Origin of the sequence: uncultured Nostoc sp., assembly GCF_964245575.1 — a bacterium.
In the GTDB taxonomy this organism is placed as follows: domain Bacteria; phylum Cyanobacteriota; class Cyanobacteriia; order Cyanobacteriales; family Nostocaceae; genus Nostoc.
Map to the genome: position 1 here is coordinate 1 of NZ_CAXTNP010000177.1, position 16,896 is coordinate 16,896.

General features: G+C 40.8%; 12 protein-coding genes and 1 pseudogene. 9 read left to right on the top strand and 4 right to left on the bottom strand.

The window, feature by feature from the left end; all coding sequences use genetic code 11:
• Nucleotides 1–2,451: 2,451 nt before the first annotated feature.
• Genes ACFFAP_RS24575 through ACFFAP_RS24585 form a run of 3 tightly spaced genes read right to left on the bottom strand, consistent with a single transcriptional unit; the run spans nucleotide 2,452 to nucleotide 5,390 of the window.
• Nucleotides 2,452–3,159 carry a hypothetical protein gene (locus ACFFAP_RS24575; RefSeq protein ID WP_375513668.1) on the bottom strand — a complete coding sequence of 236 codons (708 nt, stop codon included), beginning with the start codon at nucleotides 3,157–3,159 and terminating at the stop codon, nucleotides 2,452–2,454.
• Nucleotides 3,122–4,525: a replicative DNA helicase gene (dnaB, locus tag ACFFAP_RS24580; RefSeq protein WP_375513669.1), complete on the bottom strand. Its 1,404-nt coding sequence runs from the start codon at nucleotides 4,523–4,525 to the stop codon at nucleotides 3,122–3,124. The genes ACFFAP_RS24575 and dnaB overlap by 38 nt, the downstream gene beginning before the upstream one ends.
• Entirely contained in the window at nucleotides 4,518–5,390 is an 873-nt protein-coding gene (locus ACFFAP_RS24585; RefSeq protein ID WP_375513670.1) for a MarR family transcriptional regulator, read from the bottom strand. Before ACFFAP_RS24585 ends, dnaB begins: the two co-directional genes overlap by 8 nt.
• 187 nt (nucleotides 5,391–5,577) lie before the next feature.
• Here ACFFAP_RS24585 and ACFFAP_RS24590 point away from each other — a divergent pair, with 187 nt between their 5' ends.
• From ACFFAP_RS24590 to ACFFAP_RS24630, 9 genes and pseudogenes are all read left to right on the top strand, one after another.
• The gene (locus ACFFAP_RS24590) at nucleotides 5,578–5,931 is read left to right on the top strand and encodes a helix-turn-helix domain-containing protein (protein ID WP_094330968.1); all 354 of its coding nucleotides are present in this window, start codon (nucleotides 5,578–5,580) and stop codon (nucleotides 5,929–5,931) included.
• 283 nt (nucleotides 5,932–6,214) lie between these two features.
• Nucleotides 6,215–6,401 (top strand): annotated as a pseudogene (locus ACFFAP_RS24595) (nitrogenase molybdenum-iron protein subunit beta); the annotation flags it as partial.
• A gap of 402 nt (nucleotides 6,402–6,803) precedes the next feature.
• Nucleotides 6,804–8,024, top strand: coding sequence for a substrate-binding domain-containing protein (locus ACFFAP_RS24600; RefSeq protein ID WP_375513671.1), 1,221 nt, complete (start codon nucleotides 6,804–6,806; stop codon nucleotides 8,022–8,024).
• 726 nt (nucleotides 8,025–8,750) lie between these two features.
• Nucleotides 8,751–9,719, top strand: coding sequence for a nitrogenase iron protein (nifH, locus tag ACFFAP_RS24605; RefSeq protein ID WP_375513672.1), 969 nt, complete (start codon nucleotides 8,751–8,753; stop codon nucleotides 9,717–9,719).
• Nucleotides 9,720–10,296: 577 nt separating this feature from the next.
• Nucleotides 10,297–11,691: a nitrogenase iron-molybdenum cofactor biosynthesis protein NifE gene (gene nifE / locus ACFFAP_RS24610; RefSeq protein ID WP_375513673.1), complete on the top strand. Its 1,395-nt coding sequence runs from the start codon at nucleotides 10,297–10,299 to the stop codon at nucleotides 11,689–11,691.
• Complete coding sequence (gene nifN, locus ACFFAP_RS24615; protein WP_375513674.1) at nucleotides 11,691–13,001, top strand: nitrogenase iron-molybdenum cofactor biosynthesis protein NifN; 1,311 nt, start codon at nucleotides 11,691–11,693, stop codon at nucleotides 12,999–13,001. Before nifE ends, nifN begins: the two co-directional genes overlap by 1 nt.
• Nucleotides 13,002–13,284: 283 nt before the next feature.
• Nucleotides 13,285–14,211 (top strand): type I restriction endonuclease, encoded by a 927-nt coding sequence (locus ACFFAP_RS24620; protein WP_375513675.1) that lies wholly within the window; start codon nucleotides 13,285–13,287, stop codon nucleotides 14,209–14,211.
• Nucleotides 14,212–14,304: 93 nt separating this feature from the next.
• Complete coding sequence (locus ACFFAP_RS24625; RefSeq protein ID WP_375513676.1) at nucleotides 14,305–14,673, top strand: hypothetical protein; 369 nt, start codon at nucleotides 14,305–14,307, stop codon at nucleotides 14,671–14,673.
• 126 nt (nucleotides 14,674–14,799) lie between these two features.
• Complete coding sequence (locus tag ACFFAP_RS24630; RefSeq protein ID WP_375513677.1) at nucleotides 14,800–15,162, top strand: hypothetical protein; 363 nt, start codon at nucleotides 14,800–14,802, stop codon at nucleotides 15,160–15,162.
• A 728-nt stretch (nucleotides 15,163–15,890) separates the two neighbouring features.
• Here ACFFAP_RS24630 and modA read toward each other — a convergent pair.
• Nucleotides 15,891–16,706, bottom strand: a complete 816-nt coding sequence (gene modA / locus ACFFAP_RS24635; protein WP_375513678.1) for a molybdate ABC transporter substrate-binding protein — start codon at nucleotides 16,704–16,706, stop codon at nucleotides 15,891–15,893.
• Between the last annotated feature and the right edge of the window lie 190 nt (nucleotides 16,707–16,896).

The window sequence follows — 16,896 nt, forward strand, 5'->3', positions numbered from 1 at the left end:
CTCCATTTCCTCTCCCCTTGACAAATCCTGCTTTTCCTTAACTTGTCACGAATCGACTGTAAGTTTGTCTGGTGAAGTTCAGTTGAGCTAATGGTGCGACAAAAATTCTTTTGAGTGGAGCGAACGATTATTCTTTATGAGTTTTTATATTTTGTTAGTAATTGCCCGACCTTATGATTGCAATCCTCAACCCCAAAAGTCCCCTTTGTCAATACCCCCTACCTGAATCCTTAGGGAGCAACGCGATTTTCTGAAGTCGGACAAAAAACGAGCGATGCCAAAGGCGGGCTACGCCTACGCTAAACACTAACTTCAGTAGATTAGGAAAATAAATACTTTCATATCAATTAGAATCTAAGTAATACTTAGAAAAAATTGTCTTCATGGTTGTGTAGTTTTATTAAGGGAACAAAAAAGTGTAGGATGCCCTTTGAGTAACGGTTTTGATGTTTAATATCAAAACAGGGAGTTTGCCGTCACTCATGAACAAAAACATACATTCAGGTTTAGATTTAAGCAAATCATTGTCAGAGTTTAAAGAAAAAGTTACGAAACTTTTAGAAATAACAAATATTAGTGAATGGTCTGGACAGACTTTTAAAGATAGAGAAGAAGAAATTAGAAAGACCGCATTAACTGTCTTCAGGAGAATGTGTAGCAATTTTATTAAATAAACTGTCTCACTCCCAAGATGCTTTAGATACAGCAATTGCTCAAACAAAAAGTTGTGAAAATCAAAAGTTTAGAAAATATGGTAATTATCAACGGCAGATATTAACAGTTGGAAATGTACTAGTAACTCTCTCAATTCCTTATGTAGTTGAACGTAACAATCAATCGCATCAAAAAGGAAAATATTTAAAGTTAGGATTTTGCCCCTTTCTCAGATGGTTAGGAATATCAGAAGGATTCACACCTTATGTTTGGGCAACAATCACGAAATATGGTGCAATTGCGATGTCAATGGATAGCTGGAAGTTGGGACAATTTTTGTAACTCTATTTTTAATTCTTTCCTTAACCCCAGCAGTGTTTAAACAATTTTATACTTAAATTTTACCTCGTGAATTTATTTGTCTTAATTAAAACTAAGTATTAAAATTTGATTATTACTAAATTAACTGTTAACAATCTTTTTGAGATAAATCATCAAGATTAATTGTCGTCTTCTTCAGTAAATTCCATGTTAATAAAATAACGTTCTACTTAAATGCATGTTTTAGCGTAGGCGTAGCCCGCCGTAGGCATCGCTCGTTTTTTGCCCGACTTCAGAAAATCGCGTTGCTCCCAATCCTTACTATAATTGATAAATCTTCCAACAATCACATCCACATCACCACACCTGCACTTTAGTTACAAACATTACTTATATCCCGTCTCAGTATTTTTTCATGAATGATTCCGGATTGCTATATATTAGTTAGTACCAGTAAAAAAACTGTCATAGTTGCAGTCAGGTCAGCAATCACCTAAGAAATATATTAAGAAGAGTGATCTAAGAATCTCCTTGTAGTAAAGTATTAAATGTTACTATCAACATAAATATTTTTCTATCATAATCAACGGCAAAAAGCGGGAGCTATACTTTTGATACGTTTGCCCTGGTAGTTATGGTTAAAATTGTTAGGTATTATGTTTAAAATAGCGGTATTGGTTTTTGTAGTGTTGTCTATGTTTTATACTCTGGTTTTAAAGGATTCTGACACATCTATGGTTTTTATGCTTGGAGCACTAGTTTGTACACTATTATTAATAAACAATAAACTGTCACCTAGAAATTAGTTTGCTTAAAGAAATATTTAATTAAAATGAGGGTCTAGAGATTTATTTAGTAATACGTTTGGGTTAAGGGCAATCGCGCTACTCATTGCAATCAAACAGCACCACATCCACACAAGCGATCCCCCACTGCGGATACTTCACGATCAACTTATTGATGGTATGCCAAAGGAGGATGGCTACAGCTTTATTCGTCCTCATGAAGAGTGTAATTAAAAGTGGTGGTTTTTGTCAGGCGATCGCCACAGAGTGATTTTGCTAACAAATATCCCAATTCCCATTAGCTCTCAAGACTCTCAGAGCCAGCATGGTCATGGCATTTTCTGGTTGCCACTAACAAGAAAGAAAGTTTAAGCCGTTCCTGAATCACATAGTGGTGAGCGCTCTCAATTTCACCTAAGCCAACCTGAGCCAATAGGTAAATCATTCTGGATGGCACTTTGATAATTAAACTGTCCTTTTTTTATCTAACTCCAGTCTCAGCATTTTTTTGTACCTTTTTCAACCCGTCGAACTTTTAAGAAAACGCAGTTTTCTTTCGCCCTTCAAGTAGGTGCGCCTTCGTTGGAGACTCATGCTAATTTACGCGAACACTCCTTTTTGTCCAAAGTCCAACTTAATAAATTTAACTGATATTTACAATTTGCGCGGCTTTTCTAAGGATGAGGTTTTTCTATAATTTTACTCGCAATACTGACAAAATCTCTCTGACTGGGGCTTTATCTGCTTCTAACTTCTCTATTTTCTCTAATAATCGTTTTGGGATATATTTACACTTTTTAATCAGGCGATCGCCATCTTTCCAAAACTCATAGTGATACCAAGCTTGGGGATAATCTTTGCCGTGAAGGGTGATGGTTTTCCACTGAATGGAGCCACTACCTAATCCTTTTTGTCGTCTAATTTTACTAGGGTTATTTTTACTGGGGGGTATTTCTAACTGCTCGACATCGTTACTAGGGCTATTTTCGATATCCCCCAGTAATGTGTTTTTACTAGGGCTAGGCACAACACCCAGTAATGTCAAAATTTCTCTAATTGGGCGCTTCTTGAACTCTGCTTCTTGAATATCCCCAAGTATTTGCTTGGGAATATACTTGGTCTTCTTTCTCCCTTTTTCCTGCCAATGATAATAAGCCTGAGGATAGTCCTTTCCACCCCTAGTAATGGTGCGCCAATGAATAGTGCCGTTACCCTCACCCCAATTTCTACGCTTTTTACTAGGGTTGTCTTTACTGGGGGATATCTCTATTTCTGAAGAGTTTTTACTAGGGCTATTATCAATACCCCCCAGTAAAAATTCCGACGCAGGAGGGGGATGATTTTGACAGCAGTTTGAGGACTCAGATATTACATGAGCGCAAATTCTGGATAATTCCATAGGACTTGTCAAAAAATACGGTTGCTGTACCTGTTTCACCGTGCCGTGCTTTAGCCATGATTAGCTCTAATATTCCTTGGTCTGTAGTGTCTGGGTTATAGTACTCATCCCGGTAAGCGAGAATAATATTGTCTGCCACCATTTCTAAAATTCCTGACTGGCTGAGGTCACTCATGATTGGGCGCTTATTCTGTCTGCCCTCAACTCCCCTAGAGATTTGCGACAGTGCTAGCACGGGTACATCCAGTTCAAGAGCCATTTTGTAAAGTCCCCTGGCCACATCTCCCAGTTCATAGCTGCGGTTCCCTCCAGAATCCTCTGCCATCATTTGCAGGTAATCAACTACAACTAACCCCAGTTTTCCCTGTTTGACCTTAATTTGACGGCATTCTGAGGCAATTTGTGAAACGGTGATGCCCCTTGAGTCATTCATATAAAGCGGCAGTTCCGAAGCAATACCGACGATTTTGGCAATGCTTGTAAATTCCCAGTCTGCTAGGGGTTTATTACCTGAGCGATGTCTGCGGATGCGATCGCTTTTTAGTGGCGTTAACTCTAAATGCTTATAAGCGTTGGTGACGCTAATTAAACTCCACAACCGATACTCCAATTGCTTTTTAGTCATCTCTAGTGAGAAGATGATAACGGGTAACTTGTGAAGTAGTATCATCTGGAGAGCCAGAAAACTGCCAATAAAAGACTTTCCCATTGACGGTCTGCCCCCAACAATGGTAAGAGTGCCACCTTCAAATCCCACCATTAACTTATCGAGTTGGGAAAGTCCTGTAGGGTAAATGGGGCTTTTAGACTTTAATTCCTCATAAGCAGCAAGATTAATCGTGCTGTTATGTTCAGTATTTGAGCAAAACTTTTGGTTAGAAAGTTGAAAGATTTTTTGTTCTGAGTGGTCAAGGATAACTGGTAGCTCAGTTTCTGTCTCGTAGCCCAGATGCACAATTTCATTGCCAGCCTTGATTAACTGACGGCGCAAATACTTGTCCATTACCAATCCTGCTAGAGCATCGATATTGACTGCTGATACGGTGCGGTCTACAAGTGTTGCTAATTTATTTCTACCACCAATACGGGCTAGCATTTCATGGTCAGCAAGCCAACTGGTAACCGTCAGCAAGTCGGTGGGTTTACTTTGACTGTAGAGCCTAAGAGCTGCTTGATAGATATCTTTATGGGCGCTGATGTAAAAAGCTTCTGGAATCAGCTGATCGCTCACTCTACCTATTGCTTCTGGGTCAAGCATAATTCCCCCCAAAATGGCCTCTTCTGCCTCAATATTTTGGGGTGGCAGGCGTAGTTTACCGCCGTAGGCATTGCTACCATCACCTTGGAAACTTAGTTGTTCAGTCATAAGCAACTTGAAATAATAGACTTGAGTTTGGCAAAGCTTCGATTGATTCATTTGTGTTGCCATACATGGACATAGCTTGCTGTCGTTGTTGCTCAAGTTCCTCTTGAAACTTTTTCATCTGATTGCCATGGCTACTTTGAGATTTCTTGGACTCGGCTTGTTGGCAGGTCACAAATTTTTTGTAATAAACTTCCCAGCGGTTCTGTCCGGCTTTAGTGGTGTGAGCTAACCAAGCCTCAATGTCGTTCACTGGCTGGCTGAGGTTCTTTGTTTTTTCCTCACAAAAATTTAAAAAATTCGCTCGCTCGGTTTCTGAGAGAGAGTCTATAAATTTTAAATAAGTCTTATTAATCTTAGGTATGCTGGAATCTTTATCTGGCAATACTTCTGGCTCGTGCTTGTTGCGTGGCGATCGCGCAAGTTGCGTCATGATCGCGCAAGTTGCGTCATGATCACCTAAGTTGCGGTCAGGCAACAAAGTTGTCTCATCGCAACTTGTTGCCTCATCGCAACTTGTTGCCTCATCACAACTTGTTGCCTCATCGCAACTTGTTGCCTCATCGCAACAGTGCAAGCCTTTGGTGAGAACGTGAACCTTAACCTTAAGAAGCTCCATATCGACAAATCCCTTTTCATCCAACGCTTTTAGGGCACGCCCTACAGTGCTGCGGTGAACTGGCTTTTCTGCGGTAGATAAATCCTTGGCAATCCTTGAGGGTGATACTTCCATTCCGGTGCTGTATGGGTCGAGAGTGCGAAGGTAGTAGAGTACATCCCTCTGTGCTGGGGTTAATTCCCGGCAGGCTCTTAGCCATTCTTCATGTTGAAGCGGGTAGAACTTCCCTTGAATCTTTGTGTCTGTCATAATATGGATAAAACGAGTTTTGCCCTTACCCGCATATGCAAGTAGAGCTAGTTTGTTGTAAAAGTCGCTAAAATTTCACAAAACTCTCACCCTAGCACTATTAAGCCAGTGTGATTTTTGCTAAATTGTATTTTCTAGACAGATTTGATAGTATTCAATAACTTGAAAAAAAGCAAGTAGTGGCAATATGGATAAACATCAAGAAATATTAATTACAGCAATTAGGGAAAGTTGCTTAACAGCAAGAGAGATTTCTGTTAGGGCTGGTGTCCACGAGAGTACTATTAGTAAGTTTCTTGATGGCAAAAACGACCTAAAAGCTGGTAATTACTTCAAAATCCTTCATGCCCTGCCAGAAAATTGTAGAATTCCAGCACTAGCGAGAATAGGAGTAGTTGAGTTAACGCCTATTCAACTAATTGAATCTGCCACACCTAAAGAAAAGGCTGAAATACTACAAGCGATCGCCGCTTGGGTATTACAGCCAGGGGCCATATCTGGGAAAAATACGGATACTACAGACCTGCAAGTAGCAGTATGATAGCCTGAGAAATTTTTTCATATACACTTAGAGCATGTTTGAAAAGTTTTTCGGAGTTAAAAATTATGCTAATCGCCTCACCATAATGCGTATTATGGCAAGATAAATAAAAGTCTCGGATGTTTCGAGCAATAACTCATAGTCTCTAATCAATTTATATTGCTCCAAACTCAGGTTGCTCTTGTATGCTTTACTTATGTCACTCTCTCGGTGCTGTTTATTATCTATTCACAGCGTATACCCAGAGAGCTTTTTTACAACCTGTTAGACTTTTCAAACAACCTCTAATGGCAAGTTGAACTTTATTCCTGGTTTTGACACCTATCTATATGGGCAATTTCCGTAAAGTCAAGCGGATGATGGGTTTAATGGGGGTAGATTACACATTGCTAGATAACAGCGATGTTTTGGACTCACCTAATACTTGTGAGTATCACATGTATGTCGGCGGTACAAATTTGTCAGACGCTATAGCTAGGGTTATTATTCTTGGGTAACAATCCATTTTCTACGGCTTGTATTAGTCGCCTATCAAGCATCTAAGCCCAAATGAATTTCTAAAACTGTATTAAATACTACTTTATACCAATTTAATTGGTATAAGTTTTCTGCTAGACAAATGCTCTGTTTATTGGAATTTGGGGCTTTTGAGCGAAAATAGCAGCCAAAAAGCAACCACCCGCAAAAATAATTGGCGCTTGGCAAGCAAATTAGCTATTTCTGTGATAGTCTTTTTATATGGGGAATCAAGACAGCGAAAGCACAGTTATGTCGTCAAAGAGAAATGATATAAACTCAAAGACCAGACTTTCGCCTTGGCAGATGCAATGTTTAAATCCGCTACGGCTTTTTGAAACCAACAGACAAAGCCAATGAAGCAGGATAGTGACCTCCGTAATAACTTGAAGTCGATTAGAACTCGCTTAGGCATGAGCCAACAAGATTTGGCTAACATCGCTAGTGTGACTCGTCAGACTATTAGTGGTGTAGAGTCGGGACAATATGCTCCCTCAGTTGCCATAACACTTCGCTTGGCCAAAGCGCTTGGCTGTCAAGTTGAGGATCTATTCTGGTTGGAGCGGGATTTACCTGAAATTGAAGCAGTTCTTGCCAAACCTATTCCTAATGGTCAGCAACTGCGAGTTAGCATGGCTCGTGTAGGAGGACAATGGATAGCTTATCCGTTGATTGGCAAAGATGCTTTTCGCCAAGATATGATTCCGGCTGACGGTGAAGCAGTTGCGGTGGACGGGTTCCCCGGCATAAGCAAACTGCTGTTAGCGCCAGCGGTAGCGAGGAACGAGCGTCACCCGAAGGGTAAAAGCACAAGCCTTACAGGGACAAATAAAGTTCGAGTCCGTCTTTTAGACGATAATCTCGACACACTTCACAACACGGTTGTGATTGCTGGTTGTGCCCCTGTGATTTCACTATGGGCAAGAGCCACCGAACGCTGGCATCCCCAACTGCGAGTCCAATATAACTTCGCCAATAGCATGGCTGCATTGCACAGTCTATGCCGAGGTGAGGCGCACATCGCTGGGATGCATCTGTATGATCCTGAGACTGGTGAGTATAATACTCCCTTTGTTCGAGATGTTTTGGCTGGAAGAGAAGCAGTTCTGATTACCCTTGGGGTCTGGGAGGAGGGACTTTTGTTGAAGTCAGGGAACCCGATGGGAATTAGAACAGTTACTGACTTAGTGGCAGGGGGAGCGACTATTGTCAACCGTGAAATAGGTTCTGGTAGTCGGATGCTTTTGGAACAAACACTTCAAAAAGAGCAGATATCGTTCGATGCTGTTCAGGGCTTTGACAATATACTCAAAAGTCACCAAGATGTTGCCCAAGCTGTAGTAGGAGGAGTTGCCGATGCAGGTATTAGCACGGCATCTATAGCTACCGCTTTTGGGCTGGGATTTATCCCTTTACATCAGTCACGATATGATTTGGTGATTCTCAAGGAATATATGGAAGAAGCACCAGTACAGCAGTTACTCAGTACTTTGGGACATCGGATGGTTCACTCACAATTTGAAATTCTCGGCGGTTACGATATCAGCAAAATTGGGGAAGTTGTAGCGACTGTTTAGAGTGGATTGCAATGGTTGGTTGTGTGGTTTAGGGAAAACTTGGCGTAAATTTAAATTGCTGCTGCAACCACTCTTTAGGTATGAGCAACCTTCAGGTGATTACAACAACTGATAATGCTGAATTCGTAATACTCGCTATTCGCGTAGCGTCTTGTAGAGAAGGCGAGAAGCAAGCTACGTAATGACCCTCTCTACGAGATGCTGCGCGAACGTGGACTGACTCTAAGCGAAGCTATGCCGTTAGCGTACTCCTACGGAGAAGCAAGCTAGCAAGAGCGTGTCGTAAACAAGCCTCTCGAACGCGAGTGCGTCTTCCCTTGGAAGAAGAGAAGGCTTTAGGCTGCGCTAACGTAATTTTTGAAATTCGGATTGAATCTGGGTTTCCAGCTTGGAAGGGAGTAACTTTCTTTTTTCCAATTGGTATTACTACCGCCAGAGAAATCATTTGAGTGAGGGTCTGGTAATACTTGCAATATTCCTTGAGTGATGTCTTATCGCTCTAACCATTAGTCAGAAAAAACAATGACTAATCACTAACGAAAACTGACCAAAACCTGAATATGTTGCTTCTTCGGACTCTTTTTGCTGTAGAGCGATCACCTCCAACGACGTTCTACATCTGGTCACTGCTGTAATTTTACAGCGCGATCGCCTCTGGTGGGCACTTTGTGCCAACCCCTGATAAACCGACAAACCCGCAAACAAACAATTACAGGATTAATCATCATGTCCGACGAAAAAATTAGACAGATTGCTTTTTACGGTAAAGGTGGTATTGGTAAATCTACTACTTCTCAAAATACCCTTGCTGCTATGGCAGAAGTGGGAAAACGCATCTTGATTGTCGGATGTGACCCCAAAGCTGACTCCACTCGTTTGATTTTACACTGTAAAGCTCAAACTACCGTGCTGCATTTAGCTGCTGAACGGGGCGCTGTCGAAGATATCGAACTTGAAGAAGTAGTTATCAATGGTTTCCGAGATATCAAATGCGTGGAATCTGGTGGACCTGAACCTGGTGTAGGTTGCGCCGGTCGCGGTATCATCACCGCCATCAACTTCTTGGAAGAAAACGGTGCTTACTCAGACGTAGATTTCGTATCCTACGACGTGTTGGGCGACGTTGTGTGTGGTGGTTTCGCCATGCCAATTCGTGAAGGTAAAGCCCAAGAAATCTACATCGTTACCTCTGGTGAAATGATGGCGATGTTTGCAGCTAATAACATCTCTCGCGGTGTTCTCAAGTACGCCCATACTGGTGGCGTGCGCTTGGGAGGTCTAATTTGTAACAGTCGTAATACTGATAGAGAAGACGAACTAATTAGTACATTGGCGGCGAGATTGAGTACACAGATGATTCACTTTGTTCCCCGCGACAACATCGTGCAACACGCAGAATTGCGCCGGATGACTGTCAACGAGTATGCACCTGATAGCAATCAAGCTAATCAATACCGGACATTAGCGGACAAGATTATCAACAATACAAATCTTGCCGTTCCTACACCGATTGAGATGGACGAGCTAGAAGATTTGTTGATTGAATTTGGTATTCTCGAAAGCGAAGAAAATGCTGCAAAACTGGTAGGTGCTGCCAACGCTCAAGCAGATGGCGAGAAGAAGCTAGAAGATGCCCAAGGTGAAGCACTAGAAGCTCTGAAAAAAGGAAATGTAGAAATAGTTTCCGGTAGTTAAAAGAAGTAAGGTTCTTGTTTAGACTCAGGTGCTAAATACAGAGTAAATATCAGGTGGGCAAAAATAGCCCACCCTCTCACCGAAACAGTTCTGAGTGCTGAGTAACATTAGCGGATAGCTAAAATTTAGTCCGTGCTGAGTAAAAAGTAAAATTAGACCGACTAAGCATCAAATTAGTTCTGAGTAGCGAATGCCTCGGCTGAAAGTAGGAAGATTCATTAGTACTACTTATTCATTACTTTTTACTCAGGACTCAGCACTCATCACTCCTAAAAAATCCTTTAAAATGGAGGTAATCGAATAGCCAATCTTAACTTTTGTTGGTTTAAACTTCACCGTGCTAACACTAATCTATCAAGGTCTACACAGCAACATTAATACTTTAATAGTCTAGTTGATGTTTTTGTTTTTTCCTTCTCTAACCTAGTTGATGTTTATGTTTTAGGGAATGAGAAAGAGAATTTTTCATTCCCTTTTATTCCATCCTTTAGATACAGGGTTAATAAATGAAAATCCTATGAAAGCTTTTGGAAATTCACTTAACACCTAGTAACTTCTACTTATTGTCACCAAACAAATGAATCCCACCCCAGGAAAAATTAACGATTCGCTTAGTAACTCCAATTCTGAAGATGCTCCTCAGCAGCAGAAACAAAAGAAAAAAAAGCCCTCCACACAATTACCCCAACCTGGAACTACTCAAGGGAGTTGCGCTTTTGATAGTGCAATGATTACCCTAGTACCAATCACTGATGCTGCTCATGTAGTTCACGGGCCAAGTGGCTGTGCTGCCAGTATTTGGGGAAGTTACAGCAGTCTCTCTTCTGGTTCGATGCTGTACAAAATACGCTTTACCAGCGACATCGATGAGAACGATATCATTTTCGGTGGAGCCAAAAAGCTGTACAAAGGCATTTTAGAATTAGCAAGACGCTACAAACCGGCGGCGGTATTTGTTTACTCCACTTGCATCACCGCCCTGATTGGGGATGACATTGAGGGAGTTTGCAAAGATGCCACCGAGAAAACAGGAATACCTACTATCCCTGTACATTGTCCTGGATTCATTGGGAACCAAAATTTGGGCAACCGTGTTGCTGGTGAAGCAATGCTAGAACACGTTATTGGAACAGCTGAACCAGAGACTAGTACACCTGATGACATCAACCTAATTGGCGAACATAACATCGCAGGTGCAATATGGAATGTTCTACCGTTATTGGAGAAATTAGGTATCAGAGTTTTAGCAAAAATTACAGGCGATGCTGTCTACAAAGAAGTTTGCTATGCTCATCGTGCCCAACTTAACGTCATACTCTCCTCCAAAGCACTTATCAACGTGGCAAAAGGGATGGAAAAAAAATATGGCATTCCCTATATTGAAGAATCTATCTATGGTATAGAGTCAATCAATCAATGTTTAAGGAATATTGCGGCAAAGTTAGGTAATTCTGATTTGCAGGAACGTACAGAAAAGTTAATTGTAGAAGAAACTGCTGCAATAGATGAAAAACTCGCTCTGTATATTACCCGATTACAAGGTAAGCGCATTATCCTTTCTATTGGAAGTTTCAAGAGTTGGTTGATTATCTTTGCTGCTAAGAAATTGGGGATGGAAGTTATTGCTATTCTTACTAAAGATAATACTGAGGAGGATAAAATTAGAGTCAAAAGTTTGTTGGATCGAGATGGCATAATTCTAGAACAAAATACTCCTGAAGAAATTTTACAGATAATTAACGAAAATCAAGCTGATATGTTAATTGCTGATAAACGCCATCAAGACACCTCTCTCACTGCTAGGATTCCATTTCTAGACATTAATCAAGAACGCAATCATCCTTATGCAGGCTATATAGGAATCTTAGAGGTAGCACGAGAAGTGTATGCCGCTTTTTACAACCCTGTGTGGGAGCAAGTATACCAGCCAGCCCCGTGGTCAGCAAAAAATTCTTCTGAGGAGGATATTTGATGGCGATTATTAGCGTTACGAGTACATCTGTTGCAGTTAATCCCCTGAAGCAAAGCCAAACTGTAGGTGCAGTTTTAGCCTTTTTGGGGTTGAAGGGAATCATGCCTTTATTACACGGTTCTCAAGGCTGTACTGCTTTGACTAAGGCGGTATTAGTACAACATTTTCGTCAGACGATTCCCCTTTCTAGTACAGCGATGACTGAAGTTGCAACCATTTTGGGTGGTGAGGAAAGAGTTGAAGAAGCAATTTTGACTTTAGTGCAGAGATCCAAACCAGAAATTATCGGTCTTTGTAGCACTGGACTTGTGGAAACCAGAGGTGATGATATGGGGCGCTTTGTCAAGGATATTCGCCACCGTCACCCAGAATTGGATTATTTACCAATTGTGCTTGTCTCTACACCAGATTTCAAAGGTACATTACAGGATGGCTTTGCTGGTGCAGTTGAAAGTATAGTCAGGGAAATTCCTCAAAAAAGCGACAAGCAAGACGCTTATCCCACACAAATCACTATTTTGGCGAGTTCTGCCTTCACACCAGGGGATGTACAGGAAATCAAAGAGATTGTTACCTCTTTTGGACTCGTACCTATTGTTGTACCTGACCTTTCTGGCTCATTAGATGGTCATATAGAAGATTCTTCTAGTGCGATTACAGCTAATGGCACAAATGCAGCACAGTTGCGCTCAATTGGCAGTTCTGTATTCACTTTGGCACTAGGTGATAGTATGCGGGCTGGGGCGCAAATTTTGGAGCAGAGATTTAATATACCTTATGAGGTATTTAATGAACTGACGGGACTAGCAGCAGTAGATAAATTTCTGCAAGCATTGGCGGATATCAGTGGTGTCAGCGTACCAGAGAAATACCGCCGTCAACGCCGTCAGTTACAACATGTAATGTTGGAGAATCACTTTTACTTTGGGTGCAAGCGAGTTTCTTTGGCGCTGGAACCAGATTTACTTTGGTCAACAGTTTCTTTTTTGCGATCGCTAGGAGTTCAGATTCATGCGGCGGTGACAACAACACGCTTTCCTCTATTAGAAAAACTTCCGATTCCTAGTGTTACTATTGGCGATTTGGAAGACTTTGAGCAATTGGCGGTTGGATCTGATTTGCTAATTACCAACTCTCATGGAGTTGCGATCGCTCAACGCTTAAAAATTCCTCTCTATCGTCAAGGGATTCCCATTTTTGACCGCTTAGATTATGGTCAGTTTACCAAAGTTGGCTATCGAGGTACTATGCAACTTTTATTTGATATTGGCAACGTGTTTTTAGAGCAAGAAACAAAGGTTAGGCATTAAACAGAACTAATAACTGTTCATTACACTATTACCAATAATATTGGTAATATGTAGCACAAGATACAATCTTGCCGATTAACTTCAGCTTTGATAGTTACTATCAAGTCGTATATTCTATCAAAAATATACCAACCAATGCTGAGTGGCTCATGCCTAGCTCCTACATTGACTAAAATTAAGTCTTTTACTGTTGATGAATCCACCACAGCTAAAAAAAACAACTGCCAAAGCGAGTCGTGTTATAAGAAAGCTTCGCCGACGTTTTGATTTCACACAATCTGCGATGCTTGGGTTGGGCGTAACTCTACGGGGAAGCAAGCTACCCGTTGGCAAAGCCTCTGTCTCCGACACGCTACACGAACATAGAGAAGCGTCTCTAAGAGTTGCCATCGCACCATCTTTGCTCACCTGGTTCGAGGTTATTGGCTATACAGTTTTATTAGAGCCAGATATTGTTTTGGGTAAGCATCAGATAGGGCGGAGTAGCTATAGTGATGTAGTTTTGTGTCAGCGCCTCCATAACGCTTTGCAGAAAATTAACCCGACAAAACCGGATCAGGCGATCGCCGCAGCTATCCATCAGGTTACTTGCACAGAGAGTTCCGACTTGCTGGAAAATAACCGTCGCTTTCACAAATTTTTGACCAATGGTGTGGAAGTTGAATATCTCTACAACGAAAAAATAGCTCATGACAAAGTGTGCCTCATTGATACGTCTAATCTACTGAACAATGATTGGTTAGCTATTCATCCCTTGACTGTAGTTGAGGGGAGTTATACTCACTGTCCTGATGTAGTTGTGTTTATCAACGGTTTACCCTTGGCAGTTATTACTTCGATTCAGTCAAGTGATGAACAGGCCACTTTCAAAGAAGGTTATCAGCGAATTCAGACCTACTGGCAACAAATACCAAAGCTGTTTTCCTACAATACATTCCTAGTTATTACTTATGGAAATCGGGCACGAGTCGGTACATTAACCTCAGACTGGCAGGAGTTTTTACCCTGGCGCACAATTGATGGAGAAGATTTTCCTGCCAAAGGCGCAACTGAACTAGAAGTGCTGATTCAAGGCATTTTTGACAAACGGCGTTTCCTAGAGCAAGTATTGCACTTGATAGTGTTTGAGGATAACGGAACCCGCATTAGTAAAAAATTGCTTCGCCAACCTTTTTGTACTATACAGTACCCTAAAAAATCTTTGTACTAAGGCTGGTAGGTGCTGAGTTATTAGTGATTAGTAGAAAAACTAAATCACAATTCAAAATTCCCAATTGTTACTTTCAGCATGAAAGTTATAACTATGAACACAAGTTGGTATGAACAAGAGCTAGTCAAAGAATTCAAAACGGTAATTGCTCATTCTTTCCCACAAGTCGAGGAATTGCTAAAACACTGTCATGTTAAACTCATCGAGTCTTATTGGGGAAGACCTCGTGTTCACTTTCTGCCATACTTCACAATTTATTGCCCTGACAATCTGATTGCTGCTGTCAAAGCCCAGATATCTATACTCAGAGAAGTAGCAGAATATGCAGGATTAATTGAGGTTGTCTGCCTAAATGCTACACATTTGCTGCGAGATCCGATGTCGAAGGTAAGGCAGACAGATCCTCGTTTGTGGTTAGAACTGCAATGGCTTGCAACACAAAAACAAGAACACTTGCTATGATTTCCCGACTTTGGGTGCAACTACGAAAATGCTTGTTGCGCCATCTTTGAGCAGATGGCGTGATTAAAACGCGCAGAATTATTGTATTTTTTTTGACTAATAATTCACAATCCCTAGTTATTTACTATGAATAAATCCCCCCTTCCGGCAGATGATTTGCCTCCAACTGGAGCACCTATACTTAACGAGTTATTCTACAGACAACTAGAAGAAGCTACTTGCAGGCGATTTTATCAAGCCTGCGGCCCAATAATGCGAGTTTTATTATCAAATTGTCACTGGTATTTCAAGATAAATACTAGTCCTCTGATGTTAGTCATTATCTGCTATGACATAGAAAGTTATCTGCATATCGTCGATGCTATTCCTCAGTTCATCAAAAAGTTAAAGCAGTTTTCTGACAAAGCCAAAATTCACCTTTTTCCACCAAATGATAAAGGAGAATCTTGGGAAATTGAGATTGAAGAAACATCAGATGATGAAGCCTAGTCAAACAGGTGAATAGGCGAAAATTTGGTATTAACCAAGGCAGTAGTATTTCACTTTTTTTAGTGCTTAATCCTTATAAGCTGTTCCACATTTAAATTGCATAATTAGGGCGGGCTTTTCAGCTAGGGCGGCCGCATCATGTCAATAAGAACAGTTTGTTCTCAATAAAATCTAAAATTTTCTCATTAAGCTTAGTTTATTGACGAAGATTTAGGCGATTGCTTTGAGGTTTGGAAAGTAAATCAAACGAGAAATGCTGATTTTGTCATTGGTTCTTAACGTTGGTTGTGATTAAGAGTAATTTAGATGCGTTTGCCCTGGCTTTTCAGCCCATTTCACAAAAATTATAAAAATTTTAGATATGCAAACTAGATATCGTTAAGCTCACTACTCCTTAAAATTAAGCGCAGAATATCTAAACGCACATACCAAGGAAGAAGGTAATAAATGTTGCAAGCAATGAAGTTTTAAGTGATATCCAGAGGGGCGATAAATCCAGTGTCATAGTTTTGTGGATAAGAACAGTGCTTATTAGGGCTGGTTTTAGTAGTGCGTTGAATTCTCAACCAGCTTTGTCAAAATAATTCCTAATTGATAATGCGTAATTCGTAATTGCAATCAGTGGAGCTTGAACTCTCCACTGATTGAAGATCACTAAATTAAAAATTTAGTGGGGGCTTGCTTGTACCCATTCTTTAATTACGAATTACGAATTAGGAATTATTTGGTTAACTACCAGCTACCGTAAATCCCTGTTTTTCAAATACAGTTTTGGCTTCATTGCCCGATAAAAATTGTACAAAATCCTTAGCGGCATCAAGATTTTTACTGCTTTTGAGAACCGCGATTGGATAAACGACGGAAGAATGGGTTTTTTCAGATGCAGTTGCTACAATTTTGACTTTTGGCGTGCTTTTGGCATCTGAGAGGTAGACGATCCCAGCGTCAGCATTGCCTGATTCTACGTAATTGAGAGCTTGACGAACGTCTTTGGCATAGACGGCTTTGCTTTTAATTTGGTCAAGAATCTTTAATGAAGTTAAGACTTGTTGAGCATATTGTCCAGCAGGGACACTTTTAGGTTCGCCTAGAGCAATTTTCTTAATGCGTGGTGAAGTTAAGTCTTTGAAATCAGCCACAGTTGTGGAATTTTGCGGTACTATCAACACCACTTGATTTTTCAGCAAGTCCTTGCGAGTCCCATCAACTAACAAACCTTTTTGCTGTAAAGCATCTATCTGTTTAGTTGCAGCTGAGATAAAAACGTCAACTCCTGCACCCTGTTCAATCTGTTGTTGCAAAGCGCCCGATGAACCAAAGTTGTAGCTCAGAGTAACATTTGGTTTTTCCTTACTGTAAAGAGGTTTGATTTCGTCCATTGCATCTCTGAGGCTAGCAGCTGCTGATATCGTCAAATTTGCTGTTTGGGCTGCTGGACTAGTAGTTGAAGATGAGTTAGGTGTAGTCGTTTGACTACAGCCGACGATTAGTAAAAACGAGATAAATACCCAACTCAGAAAAGCCAGGATTCGTTTGTTATTCATTGGCAATCTCTCAAGCATTTTTTCTTAATCAATTGATAATTTACCAATTTAGCGACCTAGTAACCAAAAAAACTGGTAAAAAATCACAGGTTATTACTCAGGACTGACTGCTACCAATAACTGTGCCGATATGAGTAGACATCTCCGAAAACAGTCAAAGCCTTTGTGTGGCTAGGCTATAGCCCATAAA